Below are 18,804 nucleotides of genomic sequence, written 5' to 3' on the forward strand. Positions count from 1 at the left end.
GTTTTATTTTTAATATATATAATTAATAAAAACCTATTAGTTTTATATATTCCTCCATTTAAATAAAAAAGGGCTTATATAAAATATAAGCCCTTTGATGAATGTAAAACTTAATTACTCTTCGATTTTACCAACGCCTGCATTATTAATAACGTGCTGCTTAACCGTATCAACGGATTGCAGCTCATAGTCATAACTTGCCTGCGGTGTCCAGAATGCATCACCGGAGTCTGGGTCGATAATCGTCAGCTCGGTGGAACTGCTTGATGATGTCGAATTGGTGCTGGCAATCGTATTTAAATCAATACTGTCACCGTCCAATGTATTTCCACTGGCGTAGAAATAGGTACCGCATTCATCTTCGTTATAACCTTTAGAGACACATTTGGTTTTATTTGACTCTTTTGAGCTATAACCAATGATTTTGCTCGAAGCGTCTGAACTGGAATTAATTTCAAACACGTTATTCTCAGCAAAAATTTTCGATGCCGTACCTAAAATAATTGCATCGCCCATTGGGTAATAAGGAGACACATCACTGCTGGTATTCAGGTCGTAGTAGTTGTTGTATAAGTGCACACGACCAAAACGTACTCGTGGCAAGCGCTGTCCAGTATTGCTCCAGTAGTTGTTATGGAAGGTGACATCAATCGCACCTGGCCCATAGTCGATGTCTGGTTTCGCAGTATCGCTGCCACCAAGCAGGTTGGTTTTGTCGTGGTTTTCAAATTTGTTGTACGACAAGGTGACTTTGGTTGCTGAGTTGGTGATATCGACTAAGCCATCATGGTGCTGAACTTTTTGCTCTTTGGCGTTGTATGGTTCGTCAAATACGGGCGGGTAGTTGTCATCAGTGCGTTCGCCGTCGCTAAATTCGTTATGGTCAATCCATACTGCTGTGGCGTTGTCGACGCTGATTAAATCGTACTCTGAGTTCCAGCGCCCGCCCTTGATTGTTTCACAACCGTTAGGGTTTACGGTGTCGCTTTCATATTCTTCGCTACAGTTACCTGTACCTACTTCAGAAGACGAAATGCTAAATGAATCACCCGGATCCCAAGCTGGGAACATATCAAACGCATCGGTAAAGGTGACGTTGCGAATAATAATATTTGAAACCGCCTCGGGGCTGGTGGTAGAGGATTTACCCAACACTAAATTACCGTATTTGATTTCAGCGCTATCGCCAATACCAATGATCGATGTATTTGAGCCGACGCGGAACTTGATATATGCCGCTTGTGCTTGTTGGTAACAGCTACGCGCTTCTTCCAGTTCACCGGTCAACTCTGGTGGATCGCCATCGACAAGCGATTGATTATTCCAAACATTTGGATCGTACTCTGCCTCATACGCGGTGTAGAAGGTCTCGTAGTCGGTGTAGTTATCGCCGATGTATTCACTACACTCGGCCATAAAGCTTTCTTCGTCACGAGAGTTGCCTTCATCATCAGCGGTTAGGTCGATACTGCCATTGATATAGATGATTTTTGCCTCATCGCTCGGCGTGTCGTTTAGCGACGCATCTGCATCGCCATAAAGCGCTTCAATAAGCTCGCTACGTGAGGTGACGGTATAGATGTGATCTTCATCGGCATCAGCACCGCCAGTGACACTGCCATCGACTGCAGCCCAACCATCAGCACTGGTAATGACGCTGGTGGTATCTTCGACGGTTGTCGCATCATCTCCAGTGTCGGTTGTATCGTCTTCCAACGTACATCCAGCAAGAATTAATGGCAGCAAAAGGGAGAGGTAAGTCTTCTTCATTTTTCATTAGCCTTTTATTGTTATCTCAAAATGAAACACAATTTCATATTAATAATTAATCTAATTACAAACTGTGGTTTTGATCTAATAAAACTAACAATATATATTATTTATCACAGGCTATGACAAATTGATCTAAGCACTAATTCTTTTTTATTATTAGCGTGAAATAAATAATTGTGATCTAGATGATATTATTAATGAAAGGTTAAATTGGTACCAAGTGAGAAAATAAAAGGCTTTGTAAAAAAAGATGATATTTATAAAACTTAAAATCGTGATATTGATTCAAGAATAGGAGTGAGGTCCATCACACTGATAAACAGCCGCAATTTGCGTTTAAAATACAACTTAAGTTTATTAATTATTTTTTATAGTAAATCTTTTTGGACGCTTAAATAGTGACAACTCGATCGTTTGAATGGTATTTGTCAGTTGGTGGACACATCTGTTCTCCCTGTTTTTCTGAAAGAAACGGCGTTAGCACACTTATTTAAGTTCACTCTGTGGTTACAAAGAAGCAGGCAAAATGAACGTAAAAAGGGTGAGATTGTGTAATTGATAATTCAATAAACAATTAACTTATATTCGCAACATCGTGAGTTCAACGTTGCTTCCTTGAATCTGTTTGTTTCACTTTCACACTGATCGCATCACCTAATCTTGGAGCCACTTTGATGCGTCTAACTCCCATCGCGATAGCATGTCTGTTATCGAGTCCAATTCATACTGTTCATGCTCAATTGCCACCATTATCTGTTATGACCGCAACTGTCTATCATGCTGACCTCAACTTAAGCGAGTATTGGGTCAGCGAAAAGCTTGATGGTATTCGAGCTATTTGGGATGGCAGTTCGTTGAGAACGCGAGGCGGCCGAGAACTCAAGGTTCCGGCGTGGTTTACGCGTCCGCTACCGTCTTATGCGGTCGAAGGTGAGTTGTGGGCAGGTCGAGGCAACTTTCATCTTGTGCAACAAACCGTATTGGATCAAACGCCGGTCGAAAACGCATGGCAAAAAATGCGTTTTGTGTTGTTTGATTTGCCGACCGATAGTGAGTCGTACGCGCATCGTTACTTACGATTGTCTAAGTGGGTACAACCTTTAAAAGGCTCCCATATCGAATTAATTGAGCAACATAAAATTGATAGCGAAACTGCCTTGATGGCCAAGTTAGACGCAATTGTGGAGCAGGGTGGTGAAGGTGTGATGCTTAAGCGTATCGATAGCCTTTATCAATCAGGTCGCTCTTCTGATTTGGTCAAACTGAAAAAGTATCAAGACGGCGAAGCCACCGTGATTGGCTACAAACCTGGCAAAGGAAAGTTGTTAGGGATGATGGGGGCACTTCTAGTGCAACTACCATCTGGACAACAATTTTATCTCGGCGGCGGTTTTAGTGATGAGCAACGTAAGACGCCGCCACCGATTGGTCAGCAAATTACGTTTCGCTTCAATGGATACACTCAAAATGGTATTCCCAAATTTGCCCGTTTTATCCGTCAGCGGAAAGATTGAGTTTACCCCCTAAGTTAACGCGGCAGCGCTTAAACAGCTGTTGCCAATACTTCACATGACGCTGAGTTTGCACTTTGAACTGTTGGTAGTGCTGCTCAAGTGGATAGCGATAACTGGGATGCGTTTGGTTGAGTAGCGTTAGCACGGGCTGATATTGAAAATAGAGACCATTTAGACGTGCGAGGTAAGGCTGAAGTTTTGCAAGGTAAAACTTGCTAAACACGTTGGTGAGATAATTAAGCTGAGTATTATTGCGATTCGCGCCGCACATGATGCGAGCATCATATTGCTCGAGCTGATCATTAAGCACATTAAGCCAAGCGCTGGCGTTACTCAGGGAATAGTCGAGTTTGCCAGTCATCGGCATCGCTTCTAATGTTTGTTGAACGGGCGTGATGTGTATCGGCGCTGCACTGAGTGTGGCAGATTTCAGCGTGGTTAGATGACTTTGCTTAAGGGTGGCAAATGCATGAATGACTTGGCTTGAGTGGCTAAAATCTGCCTCAGTTAACCAATCATGGGCTTCAAGTTGTGTGCGCATTGCTTGGCTGGTGAACATGACATTACTGAGCCGGTGAGGAAGCTGTTTGAATTTAATGGCTTGAATCTCGGCCAGTTGGGATTTAAGCGTAGCGCTAATGGCAGGATTTTCGATACAGCGGCCAAGACCAATAATCAATTGGCGCTGATAATCGTAGTCACGAAACTCATCTTGGACTTTACCAAGAATCGAATTTTTCTCCGCAATTAATTGGAACAGTTGGCAATGCCTAAGTTGGTAGCTGTCAAGCAAACCGAGCGAGGTGGTGCTGAGCGCGAACTTGATATCACGAACCGCTGGCAGACGTGTATAGCGGGTTGTGGGAGTCGCAAGCGGCTCAATGCCCTGGACATTGGCGATACGGCTAAGGTAAGTCGCAAAGTCGTCTTCTATCTGTGCACTTTGGCCTAAACAGCCGCTGATAAGCAGAGATAAAATCAGTGTGGCCAGTTTTCTCACAATGAAGCCTCGCACGGTTTTGGCTTGAGTTCGTCAATATAATCGAAAAGACCAGCGGATGGCTGGTCTTTTTAGCTTAGGTTAGCGAGAGGCGAAAGTGAGCAGTGTCTCGTGGCTTTGGGTGTGCATCCAACGTAGACGTAACCCTAAGAACAGCGCTGCCGAGGATAAACCGACGATGATCCCAATCCAAAAGCCCACCGCGCCCATGGGTTCAACAACCCAGTTGGTCATTGCCAGAATATAGCCGCAAGGTACGCCAAGGAGCCAGTATGCAACGAACGTACGCGAGAAGATTGCCGCCATATCTTTGTATCCGCGCAGCGCGCCAGCGGCGATAACTTGAACGGCATCAGTTAGCTGATAAACTGCCGAGAGCAACAGCAACTGGGTCGCAAGCTCAATCACTTGACGGTTATCGGTGTAAATCAGCGCCACAGGCTCACGCAGCAATGCGGTGATAAGAGCGGTAATCACTGCAGTGCTAACGCCTAAAAACAGTGCGACGCGACACGATATCATTGCACCGTGGGTGTTGTTTTCTCCCAAGCGGTGCCCAACTCGAATACTCACCGCGGCGCCAATACTCATTGGCAGCATAAATATCAATGATGAGAAGTTAATGGCGATTTGGTGTGCGGCGACCGTGGTAGGCCCAAGCGGCGCAATCATCATGGCTATCACCGCAAACAAGGTAACTTCAAAGAACAGTGCGGCGGCGACCGGAAAACCAAGTTTGAATAGTCGAGCTAACGCTTTGAGTTCTGGCTTATGAAAATGGCGAAACATCTCTATGTGCGCAATGCGTTTAGAGGTGAGAATGTAAAACAGCAGCATCAAAAACATTGCCCAATATACAATCATGGTCGCAACGCCACAACCCACGCCGCCTAACGCTGGGGCGCCGAATTTGCCGTAAACAAAAATCCAGTTGAGCGGAATATTGAGCAGTAATCCGATAAAACCAATGATCATTGCTGGTTTCGTGAGGGACATACCGTCGGTAAAACTGCGAAAGGTTTGAAACAGCAAAAACGCCGGGACGGCGTACATCATGGTATGAATGTAGCCGATGGTTTTGTGCGCCATCACAGGCTCGACATCCATCCAGCGTAAAATGGTATTGGTTTGAAACAGCACAGCAAGGGTCGGTATGGCGACCAAAGCGCTGAGCCAAATCCCTTGTTGAACTTCAAATGAGATGCGGTTTTGACGGCCGGAGCCGTTAAGCTGAGCAATAATAGGCACCAAAGCCATTAAAAGCCCCATGCCGAACAAAATGGTGGGAAACCACACGCTACTTGCGATGGATACCGCCGCCATATCCGTGGCACTAACGCCGCCGGCCATGATGGTATCAACAAACCCCATGCTGGTTTGCGCAACCGAGGCGATGAGCACTGGTGTCGCGAGTTGCACTAGGGTGGTGGTTTCTTGTTTATAAAGCTGCACTGATACACTCCGAAATAACGCGCCGTCGGATTGGCGACGCGGCAGGTAATCTCTGTTACCATTGACGAGCATAATAAAGAAATATCCCCCCAAGCTCTACGTAAAATTTGGAGAATCTCACTGTGTTTACCGGAATCGTTCTCGGCATGGCGCAAGTCGTTGCCATCGACAAAAAACAATCTTTCCAAACTCATACACTTAAGCTGACATCTGAAATGCGTGCTGGCCTTGAAATTGGCGCCTCAGTTGCGCACAACGGCTGCTGTTTAACCGTCACTAAAATCGATGCAGATCAGGTCAGTTTTGACCTTATGCAGGCAACCTTGAACACCACAAACTTGGGTGAATTAACGCTGGGGGATTGGGTGAATATTGAGCGTGCCGCCAAGTTTGGCGACGAGATTGGTGGTCACAGCATGTCAGGCCATATCAGCGTCACGGCGAACATCGTTGAGATAATCGATACTCCGAATAATCGAACCGTGTGGTTTGAACTGGATACGCCAGATATGAAGTATGTGTTGGATAAAGGCTACATAGGTTTGGATGGATGTTCGTTAACCATAGGTGACACCAACGGCCAGCGTTTCTGTGTTCATCTGATTCCAGAGACCATGAACAGAACATTATTTGGTCGTAAAGCGGTTGGGGCAGCGGTTAATGTTGAATTTGATCCGCAAACTCAAGCTATCGTCAATACGGTAGAACGCGTTTTGGCGCAGCAAACGCAAAGCTAGACGACTTAGAAAATCTGCTCGTCATCGGCGTCAATACTGAGCTCAATGCTGTCATTGAGCTCATCCACCACCATATTAAAATGTATCGGGTGACAACACGCCGGGCAGTCATCATAGAAATCTTGACTGCCGTTGGAGCAATCGAGCGACACTCGAATCATGTGCCCACAGTGCGGGCAGGTTACCGACTTTTCACTGAACTCTTTCATTGTTGCTGCCTCTTTGTATAATTTATAAAAGTTTATACAAGGAAGCGAAATTGCGCCTGTAATTTACACCCAGTATTAGGGGTATTTTGAGGCGAACGCTCTAACTCAATAGCTCATGACTTCATCAATCATTTTCTGGGCTTGATCTAAATAATGGCCGCCAAAATGATTGTAGTGGTTGAGAATATGGTACAGGTTGTAGATGGTTTTGCGCTGCGGATAGCTATAGGAAAGCGGGGAAATACTCTCGTAACCTTGGTAAAATTCCGCTTGAAAACCGCCAAACAGCTCGGTTAAAGCCAGGTCACATTCTCGATCGCCCCAGTAGCAAGCGGGGTCGAAACACAGCGGGCCGAAGGCGCTAATGGCGGTATTTCCATGCCATAGATCACCATGCAGCAGCGAAGGTTTGGGCTGGTGTCCATTAAGTAACTCACGAATTACTTGAGTAAACTCGGTGATATCAACAAGTTCTATTCCTTTTTCGCGCATCAATTGCAGTTGCCAACCAATGCGCTGCTCGGCGAAAAAGTGCGACCATTTTTTCTCCCATTTGTTGGGCTGCAACATTTCCCCTAAGTAGTTATCAATATCTAAGCCATACTCTTTCTGTTCACCCCAGTTGTGGAGTTTGGCGAGTTGTTGTCCAAACTTATAGCTGTTGGCGGCATCATCAAGTGGTTTAGTGGGCAAATAATTGAGCACCAGAAACGCATGCTCTTTGGTTTTTCCGAGCATGACTAGCTCAGGAACAAAGACGCTTGAGGTTTGGCGCAATAGGGCGATATTTTCGGCTTCTGCCTCAAAGTTGTGTAAACATTCGACACGATTGAGCTTGATAAAATAGCGCTGAGTGTTATCGCTGATCATGTAACATTCACTGATGTCGCCGCCGTGAATTTTCTGTTTTTCAACGATTTGAAAATCAAACATCAGGGTATCAGAAAGTTGCTGCGAAATGGCTTGCCACATAATCACTCCTATGAAGAAGATCTTCTTGGGTTAGAGTTTAGAATAACTTGTAAATAAAACTTTGCCACTGTGTCATTTTCCTTCCTATCGTAGCCAAGTGGAAATGAAAATGTACAATTTGTGACCAAAGCCGAGTGGAAAGTGGTAAAAAGTGGCGATTATAAGCCTATAAGTCATCACTCATTTATAAGTCGCAAGGGTGGAATTGAGGTCAATGTAGAAAATATCACGACGAAATCATCGAATGTTATGAAAATTATTTTTAATCGCTTAGTATTAGGTAAGGATTACAAACTGCCTTATCAATAGATGGAGAAACGATGTGGTTGTAGAGACCGACGGTTATCTGGCGTTAATCGAACACTTAGCTTTTAACTTAGACGTGTTCGCGTCTGACAATGGTGACATTGGTAAAGAAAGTGTCGAAGACGTGGTGACAGATATGGTTGCCAGCAACATTATGGCGATCTTTGAGCAAAACCCAGAGTTACACTCAAGCGTACGTTTTCAACTATTGAAAGAAGCCGATATGGTGGTAGAAGATCTTGGCGAAGTGTTGGCCGGTGTTTGGGCGAAGCCTGCGACTAACGGTCAAATTCTGTTTTTAGACGAATACATCGCACTGGTTAAGAACTTGTTTGACTCGGCAGTCGCAACCTACGATTAAGGGTTGAGCACGCGGCGGAACTGCCAAAACGTCGACGCCCAGTACGGGTTATCCAAACGAGAAATGATCACGCCTTTAGATTGCGAGGCGTGCATAAATTGCTTATTCCCCAGATAGACACCAACATGACGCGAATTGCTGCTTGGTCTGAAGAAGACTAAGTCGCCAGGTTCAGCGTTACGGTAGTCAAGTTGTTCACCGACTTGTACTTGATAGTAAGTGGTGCGAGGCAACTGAGTTTGCGCAGCATCGCGAAATGCAATTTGGACAAATGCAGAGCAATCAATCCCATTCTTTGATGTGCCGCCAAACTGGTAAGGCGCGCCTTCCCAACGATGAAATACCTGCAAAAAAGAACTCAGAACCTGCTGACGTTCATTGACCGTAACTTGATGAGTGTGGTTCACCGATTGCGGCTCAAATTGCGCCTGCTCGGGAGCGCTAGGTGCACTCGAACACCCAGCAAGTACGGTAGATATTGCCAGCGTGACCAACGCTAAAGCGCTGTGGCGTGTTATGTTTAATGATTGTTTTATTGACATATAACTGAAATGTTTTCGCCATAAACTGACGGCATCTAAACTATGGATTGAGTTGTTCAGGTTGTCATGCGTTTAAAAAACAAACAAAACTTCTCACTGTTACAGACCATCAGTGCGTTGTTTATAACTATTACCATACTTGTTGCATTACTGTCTGTAACCAGTGTGAGAAGTGTCGGTCGCATCGAAAATCAATTTTCGCTTCTATCACAACAAGCGTTGCCTCTTGCTTTGACCAATGCCACGTTAACTCAAACGGTATTAGAGCAGATCAAACAGCTAAGTTACGGTACCCAAGCGAGCTCTGAGCAAGAGTTGGCGCCGATTTCACAAAGTATTACCAGCCTCTCACAGCAAGTTACAGAACTGAGTCATCAAGTGTTAGCCACGTCGGCCAATTTCCAAGGTTCAGTGAGCCCTGAACAAAGCCAAGCATTACAACAAAATATCGAAACGCTGTTTAAACTCACTCAGTCAATTCTCGATGATCAGCAAGCGCTGCTGAGTATGCAGGCCCACATCGATGACCAAGTTCAAGAATTTCGCTATGGATTAAGCTCGATAGGGCCAGAAATGAGCCGAATCAGTTCGTTTCTGTCCAATGATGACCCTGAATCAATCGATGCCGCTAACCGCTTTTCTGCCAGTGCCAGTTCGATGGAAGGCACTTTCTTAATGATGTTGATGCAAAAAGACCAGCACCAAGCACAGCAACTGTTTAAAGAGATGCGTACGCGCATCGCTGGCATTAATTTGGCTTATGCGGATTTTGCTGAGTTGCACCCAGACGTTAAAGATTTTGCAAGCTTAACGGCTCCTTACCAGATGGTAATGTCGGGATTTTCTGAAAACGGCGTCTTAAAGCAGATAATGGACAAGCTTGAACGCGCCAGTCAGCAAAAGGCGTCTGTTACACGTGCGATTAGCGCCGCCAATGCAACCATTGCGACATTAAATGAGATTTCTAATACCGCCAATCAATTGATTTCAGGGAGTCAACACGTGGTCGAGCAGTCGATGACGACCATTACCACAGTATTGATGGTTGCAGGGGCATCGTTGGCGCTGTTGATTATCATATCTTGGTTGTTTCTGCGTCGCTGGATTGGGGCGGGTATCGATGCCATCAGTGTGTACTTGACGCGTTTAGTCGACAACGATTTTACCCATCAGGCGAAGCCCGTTGGGCCGCGAGAGCTTCAGCAAATCCGCCGCCAGTTAGATGAGGTCTGTGCAACGATTCGTGATTCTTTGATGACAGTAACTGAGAACTGCGAAATCTTGTATCAAACCGCAGAGCTTAGTCACGGCGCGGCAGAGCGTTCAAATTATGCGCTGAATACCCAAAATGAATCCTTAACCAGTATGGTTTCAACGGTGACAGAACTTGAAGCGTCGATTCGCGAAATTGCCAACGTCACCCTTGATTGTAATCAAGAGACCCAACAAGCAGTTCAACACGCGCAGTCGGGCGTTATCGCGCTTGGTGATAATCGCCAGCGTTTACAATCCCTAGAACAAAGTATGGACATCAATGATGTGGCGATGAAGGAGCTTGATGAGCGCGTGCAGCAAATTAGCGGTATGGTCGAGATGATTGCAGGTATTGCCGAAAGTACCAATCTGCTTGCGCTTAACGCCGCCATCGAAGCGGCCAGAGCCGGAGAACAAGGGCGGGGATTTGCGGTTGTCGCCGATGAAGTAAGAAAACTGGCCCAGGGCACGTCAGAGCAAACCAATAGTATTCGTCATAGCATGGATGAGCTTGTGAACTCAGCGCAGAAATCGCGTCTTGCGGTGCAAACATCGAGGCAGGAAATGGGCCAAGCGCTTGATTCCGGCGAGCATATGAAAATCACGTTTGAACAAATTCAAACCTCCGTTGAGCAAATTCGCGCCCGGGTCGAACAGATTACAGTGGCAACCGAGCAACAACAACGCGCCACTGCGGAGGTCAATCAGTCGATCTCGTATATTTCACAGCAAAGTGACGATACCAAATTACAGCTTGATGCCATGGTTGAAAGTTCACAGCAAGTCGCTGACATAGCAGGTCGTCAGCAAAACATGCTGCAACAATATCAACTTAATTGATTTTTCCGTTGCGAAACGGCTGCGTGAGCATGCGATCTAGCCATTGCTCACGTGGCTGACGAAAAATCGGTAAGCCGATTTGCATCTGTTGATGTCCTTGGCTCGGCATCGCCGTATAGGTGTTAAACCAGCGATCCCAGCAAGATAGGCAAAAGCCAAAATTCGAGTGCGTTTCGCGGGCGATGGTGGAGTGGTGGATACGGTGCATGTCCGGCGTAACGACGACTTTTCTTAGCCAATGGTCAACGCTAAGTGGTAAATGCGCATTACTATGGTTAAACATCGCACACGCATTGAGCACGATTTCAAAGATCAAAACACCGTAAACAGAGACACCGAGTGATAGGACTAACGCGATTTTAAATAGCATGGAGAGCAGAATCTCCACTGGATGAAACCGCGCTCCGGTTGTCACGTCGATATCTTGATCGCTATGATGCATGCGATGCAGTCGCCATAGCCAAGGAACACGGTGGAACAAAACATGCTGCAGGTAAATCGCGAAGTCTAATATGAGTAAACTCAAAACCAGATTCAGCCAAGGAGAAAGCTGGGCTAGGTTCATCAAACCGAGTTGATGGGCATTGGCGTATTGGGCCGCATCAATAGCAAGCAGTGGCATCACAAGTGACAGGATAACGCTATTGAATCCCGTCAACCCAAGGTTATTCAACCAGCGCAGCGATTTCGTCTGGCTAAGCACTCTGCGCGGCGATTGGATTTCCCAAACCGCGCAGGCGCACAATACAAAGCAGAAAATCAAAACACGAATAAGGCTTGGTTCAAACACAGTAAAACCTTTAGATAACTTGCAACTGCACAAACTGTAAGTACAATCCGCAACGAATTCCACTCTTTATCTGCATTTATGAGAATCCATCAATTTCACCGTTTGTATCAACAGCGACTCGCGCAAGCCACCAAACCGTTCAATGCACGGGGCTCAAAAGTCAGGCGATGTTCCTATTGCCAAGTGGTTGAGAAGCATTGCATTTGTGCCATGCAGCCAGACATCGAGACTGAGTTTGCAGCAATGCTATTGCTGTCTGATAACGAAATTCTCAAACCGAGTAATACCGGCCGCCTGATTGCAGACACGGTGAAACAAACGTTTGTATTTAAGTGGCATCGCACCGAACCGGATCCTCAAATGCTCACCTTGCTACAAGACGCCAACTTTCAGCCGATGGTGGTGTTTCCAGATGAATATGTGGATGACAAAACACGTTTGGTCGAACTGCGTGAACATCAATTTGGTGAAAAGACGCCGCTGCTGATTTTCATTGATGGCAGCTGGCGTGAAGCCAAGCGAATCTTTCGCCGCTCAGAATATCTGCAAGGTTTGCCAGTGGTCTCGATCACGCCGCAGCGACTATCACAATATATGATGCGCAAAGCCAGTAAGGACAACCACCTTTCAACAGCAGAAGTGGCTTGTGCTGTAATCGAAGACCTTGGAGATAAATTTGCTTCAACAACGTTATCTTTGTGGTTTGAGGTATTCAAAGAGTCGTATTTATTGAGTAAAACTCGATTAAAAACTGATATTGAGTTACGCGAACAAGCCATTTTACGTTACCAAAACCATGTGGAAATGACGGTTAAAAACGAGAAATGAGCCGAACAATTGAAAATTACGTGCTTTTCGGTGCTCATTTAGCCGCCAAGTAAAGAATAAATACGCTTTGGGTCACGGTATGTAGGCGTAGCTGTATGGATAATGCGGGCAACTTTCGGAATTTTAAAATTAATGAAACTTAGCTTTTGCAGGAGAGATTTCATGTATTACGGCTTTGACGTAGGTGGAACGAAAATTGAGTTTGGCGCGTTTAACCAGCAGCTTGAACGTGTTGCGACAGAACGCGTGCCAACGCCAACCGAAGACTATGATTTGCTGGTGTCCACATTGGCCAATTTGGTTGAAAAATACGATCAGCAGTTTGCCACCAAAGGCAGTGTTGGTCTCGGTTTTCCAGGCATGGAGGATGCGGACACTGGCGCTGTGTTAACAGTCAATGTGCCCGCTGCGAAAGGCAAAACGCTACGTAAAGATTTGGAAGCGAAAATCCAACGCCCTGTCAAAGTCGAAAACGATGCCAACTGCTTTGCGTTGTCAGAAGCGTGGGATGACTCATTGCAATCTGAGCCATCGGTATTGGGCTTAATCCTTGGCACTGGGTTTGGCGGTGGTTTGGTCGTTGGTGGTGAAGTGTTTTCTGGGCGCAACAACGTTGCTGGAGAAGTTGGTCACCAACGATTGCCGATTGATGCGTGGTTTTTATTGGGTGATAGTGGCAGTGCGCCGCTGTTTCAATGTGGTTGTGACAAAAAAGGTTGTTTGGATAATTACCTTTCTGGCCGCGGTTTTGAACAGCTTTATGCCCATTACTATTCAGAACCTAAAAAAGCGTTGGACATCATTGCTGACTACCACAATGGCGAGATCCGTGCCCTCGAATTTGTTGATAAGTTTATGGAACTGCTCGCGATTTGTTTAGGTGGCTTATTAACGAGCATTGACCCGCATGTAGTGGTGCTTGGCGGCGGTTTGTCTAACTTTGAGTTAATTTATGACGAGTTGCCTAAACGCCTACCTAAATACCTGCTTTCGGTGGCTAAAACGCCGCAGATCGTTAAAGCCAAACACGGCGATTCCGGCGGTGTGCGCGGCGCGGCGTTTTTGAATATCAAGCAATAACATCTGGTTTAAGCGCGTAGAAGTTTAAACATGTAAAAGGCTCGCAATTTGCGAGCCTTTTGTGCATATACGCGCCGTCATCGTTGGCTATTTCTTTTTGCCAATCCCGATATTTTCTTTAGGTTTCAACGTGATTTTACCAAAGCCCAATTTTGCGAAATGGTTATCGCGATAGTTCCTTACCGCTTTGGTATCGGAAACCGCTTCAATCTGCTGTTCCATTTTAAGGTATTGCGCAATGTCGATGCCTTCCGCTTCTGCGACCGCTTCATGAATGGAGTGATGTTTTTGATAAGAAAAGGTCAGAGTTTTCTCTTCGCCTTGGTACTCATAAATGATGGTTCGCGCCATGATTGTCTCTCACGTAGCAGGCCTATTCTGACCTCATTAAATTTGGGGCCTAGATTCTGCCTTGAAGCGGGATGATTGTCACGCATTCTCCGACTTTAACGCAGTCAATGTGCGGTGCGATTTCGATAAGGCAGTTTGCCTCACTCATTGAACGCAGCATACCAGAGCCTTGAGCTCCCGTTGTACGTACCGATACACGTCCATCCGGCAAAAATTCAAAATAGCCGCGTGAAAATTCGGTTCGACCCTGGCGAGAGCGCAGATCTTCGGTCGCAAAGGCCACGGTTTTAAGCGGTTGCCAATCAGACTCGCCTTGCATCTTACGGATGGCTGGCTCAACGAAAGTGAGAAACGACACCATAACCGCCACCGGATTGCCGGGAAGGCCAAAAAATGGCTTACCTTGAATATGACCAAAGGCCAGTGGTCGCCCTGGGCGCATATTAATGCGCCAGAAGTTAATTTCACCTAGGGACTCAAGCGCAGATTTGACGAAATCCGCATCGCCAACAGACACGCCGCCCGATGTGATGATGATATCGCATTGGGTTGCAGCCTCACTAAGGGCGCTGACCATGCACGGGTGACTATCTTCAAGAATGCCCAAATCATCAACTAAGCAGCCCATGCGCTGCAAGCGAGAGATTAATACGTAGCGATTTGAATCGTAGATAGCCCCATCTTTAAGCGGCTGACCGGGCGCTTGAACTTCATCGCCTGTAGAAAATACACCCACACGTAGGCGAGGGAAGACGCTGCATTGGGTTAAACCCAGTGATGCGATCATTCCGATCTCCGGCGATCTGAGGCGTTTACCGGTATCAAACACCCGTTGCTGAACTTTTAAGTCTTCTCCGGCAAGGCGTACGTTTTGACCGGCGCGCAAATTTTGCTGACTAAATGTGACAATGTCACCATTTTGAGTGCTTTGTTCGCGCATGATAACGGTATCCGCATTTTTGGGGGTTGGAGCGCCTGTCATGATTTTTACCGCTTCGCCAGCATTGAGCGCGCGGTCAAAAACGTGTCCAGCAAGCACTTCACCAACGACTTTATATTGGTCGCGTCCCAGATCATCACCACGAATCGCATAGCCGTCCATCGCCGAATTGTTATGGGCGGGGACATTAATTGGCGAAACGATCGGGGCTTTGAGTACCCGCAGATCCAACTCATGAAGCTGACATTCTTCGCTTTGTGAAGGTGATGAAATGGTCTCTAAAATAGCCTCGAGACCTTGTTCAACTGATAGATAAGCTGGCGATAGCGTATCACAGCTTGGTGTATTCAAGGCCTTAGTAGATTGATTCGCAAACTCAGTGACAAAACCGGAGATGGCGTCAAGGTCGTTGATATTGAGCTGTGGTAAAGCGCTTTCAATGGTGTCGCAGTCTGAGGCAATGGCGATGATGTTGCCATCGTTTGGGTATAGCCAAGGCTTACCGACAGCTTGGCGATGCAGCTCTATTTTGGGGAAAGCGATATTTTTGCACCCTTCGACCAAAATTAAATCGAGGTGCTGAGCATCAAAGCGACTGAGTAAATAGCTGAACTCGGCCTCTTGCTCGGGCGTTTCAGTCATCAAAGCAAAACGATTTCGTGACGCTATCAACATCTGACTGGCACCGGCTTTTCTCAAGCGGTAGCTGTCTTTACCCGGCTTATCGACATCAAAATTGTGATGCGCGTGTTTGAGCATGCCGACGCGCAGCCCACTTTGGGTAAGTTTTGGCAGTAGCGCTTCAAGTAACGTGGTTTTGCCGGTTCCGGAGTAGGCGGCAAACCCAAGGACAGGAATGGGGTAATCAATCATGGTTAAGTATTCCAAATTGAGCCAATTCGTCAGGCGTATTTAAATTCACGAAACATTCAGGCGAGTCGCTAAAATCAACAAATTGGGTATGACATTCTTGATACAGCAGTGCGATTTTACGATCGCCGCGAGCCAGAAAATCGCTGAGTCTAGCAAGCACTCGTTTGTGAAAAAGGGTAAACACCGGCTGCTGATGGTCGCCATCGTGAGCGACCAGAATCTCACTGTCTTGATTGGCCGCTTGGCAAAATCTGGCGACTAAATCGGTGTTTATTTGAGGGCAATCGCAAGGCACAAACCCCACCCAGTCGGTGTTCGCTGCGTTTAGTCCAGCGTGAATACCGCCAAGAGGCCCGGGAAATTCAGCAATAGAATCGGCAATGACTGGCGCATATTGGGCGTAAAACTCATGATTTCGATTGGCGTTGATCCATATCTGCTCGGTTTGCGGGCGAAGCCGTTGGTAGACATAATCAACAAGTGGCTTGCCGTTTAGCAAAATCAGGCCTTTGTCAGTGCCGCCCATGCGCGTCGCTCGACCCCCGGCTAAAATAACCCAACTAGTTTGTGTTGGTTGAAGCATAATCTTTCTCTGGTTGTGTCTCATCGATAACATGCAGCAGGGGTGTTTCAAATAATTGACCGTCTTTGAGCCACCACTGCTTGCTGCATAAAGCGGTTAGGGCATTATGATGATGGCTGGTAATCACCAAACTGGTGCCAGCGCCAAGCAAATCTTTTGCCATCGCGACTAAGCCGTGGATTGAATCGGCATCCAATGACGCACTCGGTTCATCCATCAGCAATACGGACGGTTTGAGTAACCAAGCTCTGGCCATGGCGACGCGCTGTTTTTCACCTCCAGACAACACCGAAATATGCTCATTGGCGATGGTCTCCAAACCGACCAAGCGCAGCGCTTTAATGACGTTCGCCCGCTTTTGCTGGCGTCCTAACGATTGAAAGCGCAGTCCGTAGGCGACATTGTTAAACACGCTGGTGTCGAATAGGTACGGGGTTTGATGTAAATAAATCACATGCTTACATCCCCAAACGCCGAAATAGCGTTGTAACCAGCGCGAATTAGGCCAATTCAGTGTGCCCGTTGTTGGTTTCACTAGGCCAGATAAAATCTTCAATAAGGTGGTTTTTCCAACGCCGTTGTCACCTTTGAGATAAATCGCTTCAGCAGGACCTATCGATAAGGTGTCAATGTGAAATAAGCCGCGTTGTTTAAAGCGCATTGAAAGCTGATCCGCGCGAATGCGAGTTGTCATGATAACACTCAATCCTCACTTTGACTGAATTCAACAGTATGTTTTTATTATGATTTAGAAAAACTAAGTTTCGAAAATTCGCAATGTAACCGATTTGAATTAACTGCGCAGAATCCCTGTTCCGCGTGCGCTGCTGAGGATGAAATTAAGCAGCAAAGCAAGAGCCAGCAATACCATGCCTAATGCCACACCCTGAGCAAACGCGCCCTTGTGGCTCTCCATTGCAATCGCGGTGGGAATATTGCGTGTAATGCCCATGATGTTGCCACCAACCATCATCGAACAGCCGACTTCGGTTACGATACGAGAAAATGCAGTGATCGTAGCGGCAAACAGTGGAAAGCGGTTCTCCCAAATCATGGTCATGGCAATACGTGGCAGCGATACACCCAGTGTAATGGCGGTCTCAATGGCACGGCGGTCACCAGACTGCAGCGCGCCATGCATTAAAGACACCAGCAGCGGAAAACTTATCAGCATCTGGCCAATAATCATCGCCTGTTGAGTAAACAGAAGCTGCCAATCTCCCATTGGGCCTGAGCGCGATAACAACATATACAGTAGCAGCCCAATCACGACCGTAGGCACCGCTTGTAAGGTGTTGATGATCGCAAGCAGCACCCATTTACCAAAAAACTGAGTGTAGGCGAGCACAAAGGCCAGCAACATTGCCGGAAGTAGCACCAGTGCGATGGCGCTTAACGACACACGAAAAGAGACCAGTACGATTCCCCATAAGGTTTTATCCAAACTGGTCAGCAGAGCAAGTGCATCAAGTGTGGTTTGCCACAAATTCATGGTTAGCCTTTGGCATTCGCGACAAATAGTTGCTTGCCATTGAGACGAAACGCATTAATCAAGGCTTGGCCGCGTTCATTTACAAGCCAATCACTAAACGCTTTTGCACCTTGCGCGTTAATGGTTGGATAGCGGCTTGGGTTGACCAAAATAACTTGATATGGATTGAACAAGACCGGATCACCTTCAAAGACAATCTTAAGGTCTAATTTATTTTGATACGCCAGCCAAGTACCTCGGTCGGTGAGCGTATAGCCTTGCATTTCAGAAGCCATATTGAGCGTTGGCCCCATACCTTGCCCGACAGAGCGGTAACCGCCGAAGTTGGGCTTTATGTTACTTTGCGCCCACAGTGCTTTCTCTTTTTTATCGGTCCCTGAATCATCGCCGCGCGCGATAAATATTTCATCTTGCTGAGCGATTTGACTTAGTGCCTTGATTACAGACGCTTGAGTTTGGGCATTAGCTGGGTCAGATTTTGGGCCGACTAACACAAAGTCGTTATACATGAGCGCCTTTGGAGTGACGCCGTAACCTTTGGCGACAAATTCTGCCTCTGCGTTGGGAGCGTGGGTCATCACTAAGTCAACGTCGCCATTTTCACCCATTTTGAGTGCTTTACCTGTTCCCGCTGCAATAACATCCACTTGATAACCGGTGTCTAGCTGAAACTTAGGAAGCAGATAATTGAGTAAACCTGAATGGTAAGTACTGGTTGTGGTCGCAAGGCGAATATGTTCGGGCTCATTAGCCCAAACATGCGAGGTGAATGAGATCAATGTTGTTAAAACAAAGCTATAGCCAAGACGTTTCATGGGTTTGCTATCCATAGTCGTGATAATGATAAGCCTTCGATTGGGCTGCTCTGGCCCATTTCAATCGGCACGTTATTTAGCCTAGATATTAA

19 protein-coding genes are annotated in these 18,804 nt (G+C 46.5%); 6 read left to right on the forward strand and 13 right to left on the reverse strand.

The annotated features are described in order from the left end of the window. Positions 1–114: 114 nt before the first annotated feature. Positions 115–1,770 carry a pectate lyase family protein gene (locus BLS03_RS05630; RefSeq protein ID WP_093270621.1) on the reverse strand — a complete coding sequence of 552 codons (1,656 nt, stop codon included), beginning with the start codon at positions 1,768–1,770 and terminating at the stop codon, positions 115–117. Positions 1,771–2,447: 677 nt separating this feature from the next. Here BLS03_RS05630 and BLS03_RS05635 point away from each other — a divergent pair. Beyond that, entirely contained in the window at positions 2,448–3,287 is an 840-nt protein-coding gene (locus BLS03_RS05635; RefSeq protein WP_093270624.1) for a DNA ligase, read from the forward strand. On the opposite strand, the gene BLS03_RS05640 is transcribed toward BLS03_RS05635, so the two are convergent. Further along, entirely contained in the window at positions 3,265–4,287 is a 1,023-nt protein-coding gene (locus BLS03_RS05640) for a DUF3080 family protein (RefSeq protein ID WP_176765532.1), read from the reverse strand. The genes BLS03_RS05635 and BLS03_RS05640 overlap by 23 nt on opposite strands. 81 nt (positions 4,288–4,368) lie before the next feature. Further along, positions 4,369–5,739, reverse strand: a complete 1,371-nt coding sequence (locus tag BLS03_RS05645) for an MATE family efflux transporter (RefSeq protein ID WP_143015598.1) — start codon at positions 5,737–5,739, stop codon at positions 4,369–4,371. A gap of 122 nt (positions 5,740–5,861) precedes the next feature. Between BLS03_RS05645 and BLS03_RS05650 the strand changes: the two genes are divergently transcribed. Then, on the forward strand, positions 5,862–6,476 hold the full coding sequence (locus tag BLS03_RS05650) for a riboflavin synthase subunit alpha (protein WP_093270633.1): 615 nt from the start codon (positions 5,862–5,864) through the stop codon (positions 6,474–6,476). 5 nt (positions 6,477–6,481) lie between these two features. Here BLS03_RS05650 and BLS03_RS05655 read toward each other — a convergent pair whose 3' ends face one another. Continuing rightward, positions 6,482–6,685 carry a CPXCG motif-containing cysteine-rich protein gene (locus BLS03_RS05655; protein WP_093270636.1) on the reverse strand — a complete coding sequence of 68 codons (204 nt, stop codon included), beginning with the start codon at positions 6,683–6,685 and terminating at the stop codon, positions 6,482–6,484. Positions 6,686–6,790: 105 nt separating this feature from the next. Next, positions 6,791–7,657 carry a fructosamine kinase family protein gene (locus tag BLS03_RS05660; protein ID WP_093270639.1) on the reverse strand — a complete coding sequence of 289 codons (867 nt, stop codon included), beginning with the start codon at positions 7,655–7,657 and terminating at the stop codon, positions 6,791–6,793. A 322-nt stretch (positions 7,658–7,979) separates the two neighbouring features. Between BLS03_RS05660 and BLS03_RS05665 the strand changes: the two genes are divergently transcribed. Next, positions 7,980–8,324 (forward strand): DUF3802 family protein, encoded by a 345-nt coding sequence (locus BLS03_RS05665; RefSeq protein WP_093270642.1) that lies wholly within the window; start codon positions 7,980–7,982, stop codon positions 8,322–8,324. On the opposite strand, the gene BLS03_RS05670 is transcribed toward BLS03_RS05665, so the two are convergent. Continuing rightward, complete coding sequence (locus BLS03_RS05670; RefSeq protein ID WP_093270645.1) at positions 8,321–8,866, reverse strand: NlpC/P60 family protein; 546 nt, start codon at positions 8,864–8,866, stop codon at positions 8,321–8,323. The two genes, BLS03_RS05665 and BLS03_RS05670, sit on opposite strands and share 4 nt — an antisense overlap. Positions 8,867–8,932: 66 nt before the next feature. Between BLS03_RS05670 and BLS03_RS05675 the strand changes: the two genes are divergently transcribed. After that, a complete protein-coding gene (locus BLS03_RS05675) occupies positions 8,933–10,960 on the forward strand; it encodes a methyl-accepting chemotaxis protein (protein ID WP_093270648.1) in 2,028 nt (675 codons plus the stop codon). On the opposite strand, the gene BLS03_RS05680 is transcribed toward BLS03_RS05675, so the two are convergent. Next, positions 10,953–11,750 carry a sterol desaturase family protein gene (locus tag BLS03_RS05680; RefSeq protein ID WP_093270651.1) on the reverse strand — a complete coding sequence of 266 codons (798 nt, stop codon included), beginning with the start codon at positions 11,748–11,750 and terminating at the stop codon, positions 10,953–10,955. The two genes, BLS03_RS05675 and BLS03_RS05680, sit on opposite strands and share 8 nt — an antisense overlap. Before the next feature lie 78 nt (positions 11,751–11,828). On the opposite strand from BLS03_RS05680, the gene BLS03_RS05685 reads away from it, so the two are divergent. Both BLS03_RS05685 and nagK read left to right on the forward strand, forming a co-directional pair. Continuing rightward, the gene (locus BLS03_RS05685) at positions 11,829–12,578 is read left to right on the forward strand and encodes a tRNA-uridine aminocarboxypropyltransferase (RefSeq protein ID WP_093270653.1); all 750 of its coding nucleotides are present in this window, start codon (positions 11,829–11,831) and stop codon (positions 12,576–12,578) included. Between the two features lie 162 nt (positions 12,579–12,740). Beyond that, positions 12,741–13,658, forward strand: a complete 918-nt coding sequence (gene nagK, locus BLS03_RS05690) for an N-acetylglucosamine kinase (RefSeq protein WP_093270655.1) — start codon at positions 12,741–12,743, stop codon at positions 13,656–13,658. A gap of 87 nt (positions 13,659–13,745) precedes the next feature. Here the strand turns inward: nagK and BLS03_RS05695 are convergent, their stop codons facing one another. From BLS03_RS05695 to BLS03_RS05720, 6 genes are all read right to left on the reverse strand, one after another. Beyond that, entirely contained in the window at positions 13,746–14,009 is a 264-nt protein-coding gene (locus BLS03_RS05695) for a DUF2960 domain-containing protein (RefSeq protein WP_093270658.1), read from the reverse strand. A 49-nt stretch (positions 14,010–14,058) separates the two neighbouring features. Then, positions 14,059–15,822 (reverse strand): bifunctional molybdopterin-guanine dinucleotide biosynthesis adaptor protein MobB/molybdopterin molybdotransferase MoeA, encoded by a 1,764-nt coding sequence (locus BLS03_RS05700; RefSeq protein WP_093270661.1) that lies wholly within the window; start codon positions 15,820–15,822, stop codon positions 14,059–14,061. Further along, positions 15,815–16,405 (reverse strand): molybdenum cofactor guanylyltransferase MobA, encoded by a 591-nt coding sequence (gene mobA, locus BLS03_RS05705; RefSeq protein WP_093270664.1) that lies wholly within the window; start codon positions 16,403–16,405, stop codon positions 15,815–15,817. The genes BLS03_RS05700 and mobA overlap by 8 nt, the downstream gene beginning before the upstream one ends. Continuing rightward, the gene (locus BLS03_RS05710; RefSeq protein ID WP_093270666.1) at positions 16,383–17,099 is read right to left on the reverse strand and encodes an energy-coupling factor ABC transporter ATP-binding protein; all 717 of its coding nucleotides are present in this window, start codon (positions 17,097–17,099) and stop codon (positions 16,383–16,385) included. The genes mobA and BLS03_RS05710 overlap by 23 nt, the downstream gene beginning before the upstream one ends. A 99-nt stretch (positions 17,100–17,198) precedes the next feature. Next, a complete protein-coding gene (locus tag BLS03_RS05715) occupies positions 17,199–17,897 on the reverse strand; it encodes an ABC transporter permease (protein ID WP_093270671.1) in 699 nt (232 codons plus the stop codon). Positions 17,898–17,899: 2 nt separating this feature from the next. Beyond that, entirely contained in the window at positions 17,900–18,712 is an 813-nt protein-coding gene (locus BLS03_RS05720) for an ABC transporter substrate-binding protein (RefSeq protein WP_093270674.1), read from the reverse strand. Between the last annotated feature and the right edge of the window lie 92 nt (positions 18,713–18,804).

The organism is Vibrio xiamenensis (assembly GCF_900100015.1).
Classification (GTDB): domain Bacteria; phylum Pseudomonadota; class Gammaproteobacteria; order Enterobacterales; family Vibrionaceae; genus Vibrio; species Vibrio xiamenensis.